8 protein-coding genes are annotated in these 12,878 nt (G+C 54.7%); 7 read left to right on the forward strand and 1 reads right to left on the reverse strand.

The features are described from left to right. Positions 1 to 715: 715 nt before the first annotated feature. The 7 genes from RSA72_RS11765 (at position 716) to RSA72_RS11795 (ending at position 10,481) form a co-directional block, all read left to right on the forward strand. Positions 716 to 1,063: a DUF4124 domain-containing protein gene (locus RSA72_RS11765; protein ID WP_332622015.1), complete on the forward strand. Its 348-nt coding sequence runs from the start codon at positions 716 to 718 to the stop codon at positions 1,061 to 1,063. Between the two features lie 119 nt (positions 1,064 to 1,182). Further along, positions 1,183 to 3,804, forward strand: coding sequence for a leucine--tRNA ligase (leuS, locus tag RSA72_RS11770; protein ID WP_332622013.1), 2,622 nt, complete (start codon positions 1,183 to 1,185; stop codon positions 3,802 to 3,804). Positions 3,805 to 4,034: 230 nt separating this feature from the next. Further along, positions 4,035 to 4,586 carry an LPS-assembly lipoprotein LptE gene (locus RSA72_RS11775; RefSeq protein ID WP_332622012.1) on the forward strand — a complete coding sequence of 184 codons (552 nt, stop codon included), beginning with the start codon at positions 4,035 to 4,037 and terminating at the stop codon, positions 4,584 to 4,586. Positions 4,587 to 4,600: 14 nt separating this feature from the next. Further along, positions 4,601 to 5,587 carry a DNA polymerase III subunit delta gene (holA, locus tag RSA72_RS11780; RefSeq protein WP_332622011.1) on the forward strand — a complete coding sequence of 329 codons (987 nt, stop codon included), beginning with the start codon at positions 4,601 to 4,603 and terminating at the stop codon, positions 5,585 to 5,587. A gap of 178 nt (positions 5,588 to 5,765) precedes the next feature. After that, the gene (locus RSA72_RS11785; protein WP_332622010.1) at positions 5,766 to 7,085 is read left to right on the forward strand and encodes an efflux RND transporter periplasmic adaptor subunit; all 1,320 of its coding nucleotides are present in this window, start codon (positions 5,766 to 5,768) and stop codon (positions 7,083 to 7,085) included. A 2-nt stretch (positions 7,086 to 7,087) separates the two neighbouring features. Next, complete coding sequence (locus RSA72_RS11790; protein WP_332622008.1) at positions 7,088 to 9,067, forward strand: MacB family efflux pump subunit; 1,980 nt, start codon at positions 7,088 to 7,090, stop codon at positions 9,065 to 9,067. A 10-nt stretch (positions 9,068 to 9,077) separates the two neighbouring features. Continuing rightward, the gene (locus RSA72_RS11795; protein ID WP_332633217.1) at positions 9,078 to 10,481 is read left to right on the forward strand and encodes an efflux transporter outer membrane subunit; all 1,404 of its coding nucleotides are present in this window, start codon (positions 9,078 to 9,080) and stop codon (positions 10,479 to 10,481) included. Between the two features lie 390 nt (positions 10,482 to 10,871). Here RSA72_RS11795 and RSA72_RS11800 read toward each other — a convergent pair whose 3' ends face one another. Continuing rightward, entirely contained in the window at positions 10,872 to 12,683 is a 1,812-nt protein-coding gene (locus tag RSA72_RS11800; protein ID WP_332621495.1) for a tetratricopeptide repeat protein, read from the reverse strand. Positions 12,684 to 12,878: the final 195 nt, after the last annotated feature.

Here is a 12,878-nt window from a genome sequence, read left to right on the forward strand (position 1 = left end):
CAAGCATTTCACCACCAGATAAAAGTTCCAACGTGATTCACCCTAATCTTTTTTTAGCCGCAAAATGGGAGACACTTGCGGCGCTTCGTTCATTGACTGCCTGCACTGTTATAGCACACATATTTCATAGTTTTCATAGCAATAGGAAAAAATTCCGATCCGACTGCTGTTTGAGCAGTATGAGATCCAAAACGCGCTGGGATAAGCCCGTTTTATCCGCTTTGTTCAGCTTCTCGGCTAGAGCAGCTGCCCATTGCATGACATGACACTTATTCGAAGGGTGATCGGCTAAGGCATATAAAACTAAAACAGCATTTTTGTTGTTTAAACTATTAATGTCAAGTTTAAAAATTGGCTTTTTCCTGTTTATTTACAGACCGGGTATTTTTTAAGCTTGGCGCAGTTCCCGTCAGCCGGCATCAGCGCATTCATTCTTTTCCATTTCCGCCCAACTTATTCATTTCTTTTATATATTAGATAAATAATTTTAATCAATTAAGCCTGAGCCATACTGCTGCCTGCCGTCTGCAGCGCAGCAGCCCTCCTTGGACGGGCCATAAAAGCTGCGCAATTTTACAGCAGTGCCGGCGCTTTGCGCCGCCTATCCCGCAAGGCATAAAAAGGAATGGCATCAGCGCAAAAAAAGGCGCAAAATTTCAGCTTATTGCGCAGCTGAAAACTGCGCTTCTGACCGGATCAAGGAACTGAATTCATCATGAAAATGCCTTTTGCTAAATTAGGGAGCGCAGCCGTGGCTTTGGCGCTGGCTATGAGCGCGCAAAGCAGCTTTGCGCAAAATTTCTATAAGTGGGTCGATGCCAAAGGCTCGACGCATTATACCGCTGCGCCGCCGCCGAAAAGCGCCAAGAAAAAAGGCCAGGTGGAAACTTACGGCTGGAAAAATGCCGCTGCGCCGGCGCCTGCGGCAGGTAGCCAAGCGCAGCCTGAAGCCAAGGCCGCCGCGCAGGAAGCGCAGCAGGCTGCTGCGGAAAAAGAGCAGGTGCATCAGGAAGCTCAAGCGGCATTGCGCCAAGGGCAGGCGCTTTCCTCAGAGGCAAAATAACCGCCTGATCTGCTGTTCAGGATTATTCCTGCAGAATAGCCGCGCAAAATTCACTTTTAGGCATATTTTGCGCTATGCTGTGCAACAAACTTTTTAACCATTGTTCTTATATTACGTTTATGACTACTCACATTGACCCTGAATATCAAGCCAGTGCGATTGAACCTGCCGTCCAGCAGGATTGGGAAACTCGCAAAACCTTTAAAGTTGCCGACACCGCAGAAGGTCCGCGCCGCTACATCCTCTCGATGTTCCCTTATCCAAGCGGCAAACTGCATATGGGTCATGTGCGCAACTATACCATCGGCGACGTCATCAGCCGTTTCCACCGCTTAAAAGGCGAAACTGTGCTGCAGCCGATGGGCTGGGATGCATTCGGCCTGCCTGCTGAAAACGCAGCCATTGCGCATCAGGTTGCCCCGGCAAAATGGACCTTTGAAAATATTGCCTATATGCGTGACCAGCTGAAAAAGCTGGGCCTTTCGGTGGATTGGGACCGCGAGTTCGCCACCTGTACGCCGGAATACTATCACTGGGAACAATGGTTATTTGTCCAGCTGTATAAAAAGGGCCTGATCTACCGCAAGCTTTCCACCGTGAACTGGGATCCGGTGGATCAGACTGTGCTGGCCAATGAGCAGGTTGAAAACGGCCGCGGCTGGCGTTCAGGCGCATTGGTGGAAAAGCGCGATATTCCAATGTATTACTTCCGCATTACCGACTATGCGCAAGAATTATTAGATGATTTAGATACATTAAAAGATGGCTGGCCGCAGCAGGTTCTGACCATGCAGCGCAACTGGATTGGCCGCTCGCAGGGCATGGAAATCACCTTCCCTTCAGCCAGCCCTGAAGTATATGCAGACGGCTTAACAGTCTTCACCACGCGCGCCGACACCTTAATGGGCGTGACTTATGTGGCTGTGGCTGCGGAACACCCGATGGCGCTGAAAGCGGCGGAGAATAATCCAGAACTCAAAGCTTTCATTGAAGAATGCCGCATGGGTTCGGTCGCGGAAGCGGACTTGGCCACTGCTGAGAAAAAAGGCATGGCGACTGGCCTGTCTGTGAAGCATCCGGTGACTGGCGAAGAAGTGCCGGTTTGGATTGCCAACTATGTATTGATGTCTTACGGTTCCGGCGCGGTGATGGCGGTTCCGGCGCATGATGAGCGCGACTTTGAATTCGCCAATAAATTTGGCTTAAACATCAAACAAGTGATTGATGCCAAAGGCGCAGATGATGCAGACTTTGATGCAGCCGCCTGGCAGGAATGGTACGGTTCTAAAGAAGGCAAGCTGGTTAATTCCGGCGAATTTGACGGCCTGGATTTGCAGGGCGCCTACGATGCTTTCCTGGCAAAATTAGAACCGCAAGCTCTGGCTAATTCTAAAGTTCAGTTCCGCCTGCGCGACTGGGGCGTATCGCGCCAGCGCTACTGGGGCTGCCCAATTCCAATGGTCAACTGTGAAACATGCGGCCAGGTGCCGGTGCCTGAAGCGCAGCTTCCGGTTGTGCTTCCAACGGACGTGGTTCCGGACGGTTCAGGCAATCCATTGAATAAAATGCCTGAATTCTATGAAACTCAGTGCCCGTGCTGCGGCGGCGATGCGCGCCGTGAAACCGACACGCTGGACACCTTTGTAGAGTCTTCCTGGTACTATGCGCGCTATGCATCTCCAGACTTCAGCGGCGGTCTGGTCAAGCCTGAAGCGGCGCAAACCTGGCTGCCGGTGAACCAGTACATCGGCGGTGTGGAGCATGCGATCCTGCACCTGCTGTATGCGCGCTTCTTCCATAAATTGATGCGCGATGAAGGCGTGGTGCAAGGCAATGAGCCGTTCACCAACCTGCTCACTCAGGGCATGGTGCTGGCGGATACTTTCTACCGTGAAGCGGAGTCAGGCAAGAAAACCTGGTTCAACCCGGCGGACATCGAACTTGAAAAAGACGAAAAAGGCCGCGTGCTTTCCGCAAAATACAGCGGCGACGGTCAGGAAGTTGTGGTGGGCGGCCAGGAAAAAATGTCCAAGTCGAAAAACAACGGCATTGATCCGCAGGCGATTATTGACCAGTACGGCGCAGATACAGCGCGCGTATTCATGATGTTCGCAGCTCCGCCTGACCAGTCGCTTGAATGGTCGGATGCCGGTGTTGAAGGCTCTAACCGCTTCCTGAAGCGCGTTTGGCGCCTGGCTGCCGGCTTCCTTGAAAAAGGCAATTCTGCATCGGCCATTGACGCAGCCCAGCTTTCAACCGCGGCCCAAGACCTGCGCCGCAAGACGCACGAAACCATTCAGAAAGTCGGTGACGATATTGAGCGCCGCCACGCCTTCAACACCGCCATCGCGGCCATGATGGAACTGCTGAATGCGAACAACAAGTTTGAAGCCCAAAATGACAATGATGTGGCTGTGGCGCGCGAATCCATCACGGCGCTGCTGACTCTGCTGGCGCCATTTGCACCGCATTTGAGCCAGACTTTACTGACCCAGTTCGGCATTGATTTGACGGCAGCGCTGTTCCCTGCTGTGGATGAGGCTGCGCTGGCCCGCAATACGCAGATCATTGTGGTTCAGATTAACGGCAAGCTGCGCGGCAAGCTGGAAGTGCCGGTAGATGCATCTAAAGATGACATTCTGGCGCAGGCGAAAGCCCTGCCTGAAGTGCAGCAGTTCCTGACTGGCCCGACCAAGAAAGAAATTGTTGTGCCGAATAAGCTGGTGAACCTGGTGGTTTAAAATCCTTACGCCCCTTCTCCCTCTGGGAGAAGGTTGGGATGAGGGTTGTTAAATAAATTAACCTCTCCCTAACCCTCTCCTAAAAGGAGAGGGAACTTAAGGAATAAACAATTCCCAAACAAAGCCCGTTGCCAGTCAGCGGGCTTTGACTTTACAATCCCATGCATTAAACAAAACAATATCCGTCTCATGCCCGCATACGCCGGGAAATATTTTACAGAGGACACCGCATGCATCTGGTTCAGCGCGCTGCAGCAATTGTATTAACCCTAGGTCTAGGTGCAGGCTTAACTGGCTGCGGCTTCCATTTAAAAGGCACCAGCCCGAATGTTGCGCCGGTGATTTATGCCAATATGAGCCTGGCTTTGCCGCAAAACTCGGAAGAGCTTGAAGAAAAACTGAATATCTACCTTGGCGCTGCCGGAGTCAGAATCAGCAATAATCCGAATAACTACGTATTGCGCGTTCTGGATTACAGCCCGCGCCGCCTTGAGCTGAACGGCAAGCTGGTCGAGACCTTATTGCGCTTAAATGTGACTTTCCGCATTGAAGATGCGCAAGGCAATCCGGTGACTGAACCGCGCACGGTGATGGCGTCCCGTTCATATCAATATGATGTCGCCACGGTAAACACTGACGATCAGGAGCAGAAATTCCTGAATCAGGTGATTATTGATGATGTGGCGCAGCAGATTGCCCGCCAGATTTCCTCCAACCGCCTGCCGCTGGCTGTTCAGCGCGCCGCGCCGGCTGCCGGCGCAGCTGCCCCTGCTGCCGAATAGGCTGAACCTGATTTATGAAGCTCGATTACCTGCAGGCGCTGAAGCGTGTTGATGAGGCCCGCGGCGCCTGGGTGCTGCACGGCCAGGAGCCGCTGCTGGAACAGAATCTGCTGGATGCGTTCCGCGCCAGCTGGCAAAAGCAGGAGATTGAGCGCCAGCGCTATGATATCAGCAGTGTCAGTGACTGGAAAACCGTATTTAACGCCTTGAACAGCCTGTCGCTGTTTTCCAGCCAGCTGGCGGTTGAAGTGCACGGCAATATCAAGCCGGATGCCGGCGGGCTGAAAGCGCTGAAAAGCTATCTGCAGCACAATGAGCAGAATCTGCTGCTGGTGGTGATGCCCAAGCAGGACAGCAGCAGCCTGAAAACCGCATTCTTTCAAGTAATTGACGCCAACGGCGTGAATGTTGCCCTCAGCGCAAACTATCCGAAAGACCGCCAGCAGATTTTAGCCGCCGAAGCGCAGAAGCTCGGCATTCAGCTGGCCAGCGACGCCTGGCAGTGGCTGGAACAGCATCATGAGCATAACCTGCTGGCGGCCAAAAACAGCTTAATGCGCGTCAGCGACACCTTTGCCGAAGCCGGTGTCATTCAGGTTGAGCATCTGCATTCCTGCCTGCAGGACCAGTCCAGATACAGCACCTTTGATTTAAGCGATGCCCTGCTGCAGGCCAATCTCGGCCAGTCGATTAAAATTTTCCAGTACCTGACCGCCTCCGGCGAACCGATGCCGCTGATTCTGTGGAGCATCAGCAAGGAAATGCGCCTGCTGATGCAGCTGTTTGAGCAGCCGCAGAATGCGCTGCAGCTGGGCATCTGGAAAAGCAAAGTCAGCCAGTATCAGCAGGCTTTGCGCCGGCTTGATCCCGCCAGCTTTTTGACCTGGCCGGCACTGCTGCTGCGCATTGATGCGTCAATTAAGGGCTTGGGCAGCGAAAACCCTGAGCATCTGGCGCAGCAGGCGATTGCCAGCCTGTGCGGCCGGCAGCTGTTCAATTAGGCAGCCCAATTCAGGCTGCAGAAAAGCCGCATTGCGCATTTTTCCCGCAAATGCCCTGTTCTCCGCCTTAAGTGCATCAAATTAATAATTCTCATTTGCGACATATTCTCAAATATTCACGCTTTATCCTTAATTAACTTTTATAATTTGAGCAATTTTTTTCTGCGCGCCCAAGATCATGCCAAAAATAAAACCCGCTAAAATCCTGATGATAGCAGCCTTCATACTGGCGGCTGCGGTTACCGCATGGTACGTCTTTAAGCCGGAAGCGCAGCCGGCCGAATACATCAGCGCTGAAGTCAGCCGTGGCGATATTGAGGATTCCGTGCTGGCGACCGGCGTGCTGGAAGCCACCAAAATGGTCAGCGTCGGCGCGCAGGTGTCCGGCCAGGTGAAAAAGATGCATGTGGCGCTGGGCGATCAGGTCAAGCAGGGCCAGCTGATTGCGCAAATTGATTCAGTGCGCCAGGAAAATGATTTAAAAACCGCTGAAGCCAGCATTAAAAACCAGCAGGCGCAGCTGACCGTCAAGCAGGCGAATTTATCTAAAGTTGAGGCGGAATATAAGCGCCAGCAAGCCATGTATGCGCAGGACGCCACTTCCCGCGCCGAGCTGGAAGCGGCCTTGGCCGGCTATAAAACAGCGCAGGCTGAAATCGCCTCGATCAATGCGCAGATTGAGCAGTCGCGCCTGACCCTGGCCACCGCCAAAGAAGACTTGGGCTATACCCGGATTGTCGCGCCGATGGACGGCACCATTGTGGCGATTGTGACCGAAGAAGGCCAAACCGTGAACGCCAATCAAAGCGCGCCGACCATTGTCAAGCTGGCCAAGCTGAACACCATGACCGTCAAGGCGGAAATTTCCGAAGCGGACGTGATGAAAGTTTCCGAAGGGCAAACGGTGTACTTCACCACTTTAGGCAACAGCGAGAAAAAGCATTATGCAACGCTGCGCCAGGTGGAGCCGGCGCCCTCTTCAATCAATAATGAGACCAGCAGCAACACTTCATCATCCTCCAGCACAGCCGTATACTACAACGCGCTGTTTGATGTGCCGAATGAAGACGGCAAGCTGCGCATTGATATGACCGCGCAGGTATATATCATTTTGGATGAAGCGCGGAATGTGCTGACGGTTCCAGCAGCGGCGGTTCAGGCATCAAACCGCCGCGGCAAACCCGGCGCAAACACCGGCAGCGCTGAGCAGCCGCGCGCCGAAGGCGATGCTGCGCCGGCCAGCCGCCCTCAGCGCCTGGAACTGACCGCAGCTGAAAAAGCGCTGGTTGAGCAAGGCAAAGCCTCTGTGGCAACGGTCCGCGTGGTTCAGGCCGATGGCACAGCCCAGCCGCAGCCGGTGCTGCTTGGGCTGAATAACCGCGTCACTGTGCAGGTGCTGCGCGGCTTGAAGCAGGGCGAAAAAGTAGTGATTGCAGACGGTTCAGACACCAGCAATGACGCGGCCAAGCGCAGCAGCCGCGGCCCGATGAGAATGTAGTCATGAGCCAGAATCAGCAGCCCCTGCTTGCCGTCAAGAATCTGACCCGTGAATTCCCTGCCGGCGAAAGCACCGTGCAGATTTTAAAAGGCATTGATCTTGAAATTTACCCCGGCGAACTGATCGCGATTGTCGGCCAGTCCGGTTCGGGAAAATCCACCCTGATGAATATTCTGGGCTGCCTGGATCAGCCCAGCGGCGGCAGCTACCAAGTCAAAGGCCGTGAAACCCGCGAGCTGGAGCCGGATGAGCTGGCGCAGCTGCGGCGCGAATATTTCGGCTTCATCTTCCAGCGCTATCATCTGCTGGGCGATTTAAACGCAGCCGGCAACGTTGAAGTTCCGGCAATTTATGCCGGCACAGATGCAGCTTCCCGGCAGGCGCGCGCCAAAGAGCTGCTGGCCGGATTGGGCTTGGGCGATAAAACCCAGAACCGCCCCAGCCAGCTTTCCGGCGGGCAGCAGCAGCGGGTTTCCATTTCCCGCGCCTTGATGAATGGCGGCGATGTGATTCTGGCCGATGAGCCGACCGGCGCACTGGATAAAAACAGCGGCATCGAGGTGATGCGCATTCTGCGTGAACTGAATGCCAAAGGCCATACTATTATTTTGGTCACGCATGACCATAACGTGGCTAAAAACGCTACGCGCATCATTGAAATCAGCGACGGCAGCATTATTTCAGACCTGCCGAATACCCCGGAAAACGCGGATGAGCTCCCGGCAAAGCAGCCGCTGCTGCGTCCCGAGCAGAAGCGGATTTCTTCCTGGCGTTCAGCTGCCGACCGCTTAGGCGAAGCTTTCCGCATGGCCCTGCTGGCGATGAACGCGCACCGCATGCGCACCTTCCTGACCATGCTGGGCATCATCATCGGCATTGCCTCGGTGGTTTCTGTGGTGGCGCTGGGCAACGGCTCGCAAAAGCAGATTCTGGATAACATCAGCAGCTTAGGCACCAACACCATTACCGTGTATCAGGGCCGGGGCTTTGGCGACAACTCAAGGTCATCGCAGGTGAAGACCCTGATTCCGGCCGATGCCGCGGCGCTGGCTGAACAGCCCTATGTAGACGGCGTCAGCCCGACGGTCAGCAGCAGCGTGACGGTGCGCTTCAAAGACACCGAAGCCTCAGCCACCGTCAACGGCGTCAGTGAAGACTACTTCTATGTCAGAGGCATGACCTTCGCCTCAGGCCAGCCTTTTGACAAGGAAAGCGTGACTGAGCAGACCCAGAACGTGGTGATTGACAGCAACACCAAAAATGCCTTTTTCAGCGACGGCGCCGACCCGCTGGGGCAGGTGATTCTGCTGGGCAGCGTGCCGAGCCGGATCATTGGCGTGACCGACGCGCAGAAAGGCATGATGGGCAGCTCGGACAGCCTGAACGTTTACCTGCCCTATTCAACCGTCATGAGCCGCATGCTGGGCCAGGCCAATGTGCGCAGCATTATTGTGCGCGTTAAGGATGAATACCCGAGCGCGGCCGCCGAAAATGCGATTTTGAGCCTGCTGGAGCAGCGCCACGGCGCGCAGGATGTATTTACCCAGAACTCCGACAGCATCCGTGAAACCATTCAGCAGACCACGCAGACCATGACGCTGCTGGTGTCCGCAATTGCGGTGATTTCGCTGGTGGTCGGCGGCATTGGGGTAATGAACATCATGCTGGTTTCAGTCACTGAGCGCACGCAGGAAATCGGCGTGCGCATGGCGGTTGGCGCGCGTCAAAGCGACATACTGCAGCAGTTCCTGATTGAAGCTGTGCTGGTCTGCATTTTGGGCGGCATTTTAGGCGTGCTGCTGTCTTTAGGCATTGGGCAGATTATCAGCCACTTTGCCGGCGATACCTTCCAGATGGCCTATTCAACCACCTCAATTGCGGCGGCTTTTGCCTGCTCCAGCATGATCGGCATTGTGTTCGGCTTTATTCCCGCCCGCAACGCCGCGCGCTTAAACCCCGTCGATGCCCTGTCCAGAGAATAAGGAAATGAACATGCAGATGAATTTAACCCGGCTGGCAGGCGCCTTAATTTTAGGCAGCGCGCTGGCCGGCTGCGCAGCCGTTGTCAAATCGCCTTATCAGGCGCCGGCGCTGCAGATGCCGGCGGACTTTCAAAACAGCAAAGCGCTGAGCCGGCAAGTGCAGGCTGGCGCTTATGCGGACCAGTGGTGGACGCTGTTTGGCGATGCGCAGCTGAATCAGCTGATTCAGCAGGCCTTTAACGCCAATTCAGATCTGGCTGTAGCCGGAATCAACTTACAGGCGGCCCGCCTAAAAGCAGGGCTAGCTCAGAATAAGCAGGGCTTGCGCGCCAGCTCCAGCGCTTCTGCCGGGCATAATATAGACCTGCATTCTGGCGACGATGCATCGCGCGGCTTATCGCTCAGCGCCGGCGTCAGCTACGAGCTGGATTTATTCGGAAAACTGGCGCGCCAGACTGAAGCCGCCAAATGGGAAGCGCTCGCAAGCGAACAGGATCTGCAGGCTACGGCGCAAAGCCTGGTCGGCACAGCGGCCAGCCTGTACTGGCAGCTGGGCTATTTAAATGAACGCAGCGGCATTGCAGGGCAGAATCTGGCCACTGCGCAAAAGACCTATGCACTGGTGCGCGCGCAATACCGCGCCGGCGCAGTCTCAGGCTTAGACCTCACTCAGGCTGAGCAGTCTGTGCAAAGCCAGAAATCGGCATTAAGCCAAATCGCGCAGCAGCAAACCGAGGCCCGCACGGCTCTTGCCGCGCTGCTGCATCAGCCGGTGCAGCAGCTGAATATTGCTGAACCGCAGCGCCTGCCGCGCATTGCGCTGCCGGAGATTGCATCCGGCTTGCCGGCGCAACTGCTGTCGCGCCGCCCCGACCTGCAGGCCAGCGAGCTGCGCCTGCGCAAGGCGCTGGCCGCTAAAGATGCGGTCAAAGCCGGCTATTATCCTTCCATTAGCCTGACCGGAAATCTGGGCGCGTCCAGCACAGCATTGAGCAGCCTGCTGCAGAACCCGGCGCTGACTTTAGGCGCCAGCCTGAGCCTGCCTTTCCTGCAGTATAATGATATGAAGAAAGATTTGGCGGTCAGTGACCTGGAGTATGAAAAAGCCATTATCCAGCACCGTCAAATGCTGTACCAAGCCTTTGCCGATGTGGAAAATGCCCTGTCCAGCCGCACTGAGCTGAATAAGCAGGCGGCGCTGCAGGAGCGCAATCTGCAGCTGGCGGAAAAAACCGAACGCCTGACGGAGGTGCGCTACCGCAATGGCGCGGTGGCGCTGAAAAACCTGCTGGATGCGCAGGAAACCACGCGCAATGCGCGCCTGACTTTGGCGCAGACCAAGCAAAGCCAATACAATGCCTATGTTACCTTAATGCAGGCATTGGGCGGCAGCCCGGTGCGGCAGCTGCCTTAAGAGTAGCCGGCAGGAGTTGCCAACAGAAAAAAACCGAAGCTGAGGCTTTAATGCCAGTCAGTTAAGAAGCTGACTGGCTTTTTTTTAAATTCTAGAGCCACTCAAATAGATCTGTTTCATAAATCAATAAATGATCATTTATTGGCAGTAAAATTAATATTGAAAGCTCCTTCTCTTGCACCATACATGGCTCAGGGAGAAGGTTGGGATGAAGGGCTTTTTTTAATAAAATCCTCTCCCTAGCCCTCTCCTTGAAAAGGAGAGGGAATTTCCATTGTGAATTAAATGCTGTTTAAAAAACAATTGTATAGCTTGTATTTTTGGTAAAAGTCTTTTATTGCAAAACTCCTTAATTGATCAGCATTAGAAGCTGAGGCTTCGGTTTTTTGATTAAAATTTTGATTCCTGACTGAAATACGCTTCAATATTTTTCAGCAGTTCAGCGCAGCGCGCATGCCCCATGGCGCGGCCTTTTTCCAGCCATTCCTGAGCCGCAGCCAAATTGCGCTCAACCCCCTGCCCATACAGATGCATTTGGCCTAAATGGCTGTACGCATCGGCATCGGCCTGCGCAGCCGCCTGCCGGTAATATTCAAGCGCAAGCTCTAAATCTGCTTCCATACCCAAGCCCTGCGTATGAATGTCACCCAGGCGGTTCAGCGCTGCGCCATTGCCCTGCCGGGCAGCCTGCTGCAAATAATGCAGCGCCAAGGCTGAATTCTGATGCGGGCTTTCCTGAGCGTAAAGCCGGCCTAATTCCGCCTGCGCTAAAGCATGGCCGGCATCTGCGGCGCGCTGCAGGCAGCCATTGGCCTGCACCGGATCATGCAGTTCCGCAAAAAGCTGCCCTGCATGCAGCCGGTAGAGCATCCATAAGGCGTCTTTAGAGCCAAGCTCAGACGCCTGCTGCAAATAAGCCGCGGCTTTTTTCCGGTCCGGCACAGGATAAGACGGCAGGCAGTAAAACAGGCCAATCACATAGTTCTGATCCGCGCTGCTGCTGATCTCATAGCGCCAGCCCTGCATGGCTGCTTTGCGCATCAGCGCTTCCGCTTGCCCGCTGTCCTGCGCCGCGCCAATACCGTACAGATAGCACAGTGCCAGCCCCATTTGGCTGATATGGCTTGGCCCGCATGCATGCGCATGCTGATACAGCGCAAAGGCTTTCTGCGGATCTTTGGCCACCAGATATTCTTCATAATACAAGGCCGCAATCGCGCACAGCGCCTCAGGATTTTTTTCCTGCGCGGCTTCTGACCAGTAGCGGAAAGCCAGCGTTTCATTCTTGCCGGCATGCCAGCCGTGAAAATAGGCATGGCCCAGCTGCGCCTTCGCCTGAAGATTTTTATGCTCTTTTGCCTGATGCATTAAGTCCGACCAGACCCGCTGGCGCTGGCCGGCATCATATTTACCCGTCAGCACCGCCTGCCGGTAAGCCGGCAGCAGGCGCTGATCCCCCAATGCGATGCAGGATTTCATCTGCTGCAAAGCGCGCTTTTCATCGGGCGGCAGGAATAAGCCAAATTGAAAGCATTCATATAATTGCTGATTGGCGGGCAAATGCCCCTGCTCCGCTGCCTGAAACAGCGCATGCAAGCCGGCGCTGATCTGCTGCGCTTCGCCCGGAGCTAAGCAATGCTGCGCCAGCTGATACTGCGAGCCGGCATGGCCATTTTCCGCATTGCGCTGCAGCAGCGCCAAATGCTGCTCAGCCAGCCCATCGCCCTGATGCGACAGGGCATGAATGCGGTATTGCGCATCCAGATGCCCTAATGCGGCCGCGCGGCGGTGCCAGTACAGCGCTTTCTCCAAGTCCTGAAGCTCATCTTCATAAAATATGCCCAGCTGATAAGCCGCATCGTCACCGCCTGAGCGGAACGCCTTTTCAAGAAAGCTGACTGCATTCTGCTGATTTTTCTCGCGCCCCAGCCCATGCAGATGCATCAGCCCCATTTGCGTATACGCCTGCGGCAGTTCATGCTGCTTAGCCAAGCCATTATAAATTTGATAAGCCTGTTCATAATCCGGCTGGCCGGCATCACTGCTTAAGCGCGCAGCATGCTGCAGCTGCGCATCAATATGATCCAGCCATAAATCATGCTGCGCGGCGCTGGCCTGATCGCGCTTTACCGGATCTGGGCGCTTCCACATCCAGAATGCCAAGCCTGAAATCCCCAATATCAATACCAGCATGAACCACATAGCAACCCCATACCGTCAAAATTTTTATTTAGAATACTGTGGCTTATTCTAATTCCTGCGCTGAAAAAAAGCACCGGAACCGGCGCTTTTGTTTTTTAGAAAATGCGCGCTGCTTCAAGCTTTCATACGCTTTGCATCCAGTTTTTTCAGCGCCGCCGCCACGGCACAAATGGCGGCGCTGGCCGTCACCCCCCC

The organism is Acinetobacter sp. (genome assembly GCF_036659555.1).
Classification (GTDB): domain Bacteria; phylum Pseudomonadota; class Gammaproteobacteria; order Pseudomonadales; family Moraxellaceae; genus Acinetobacter.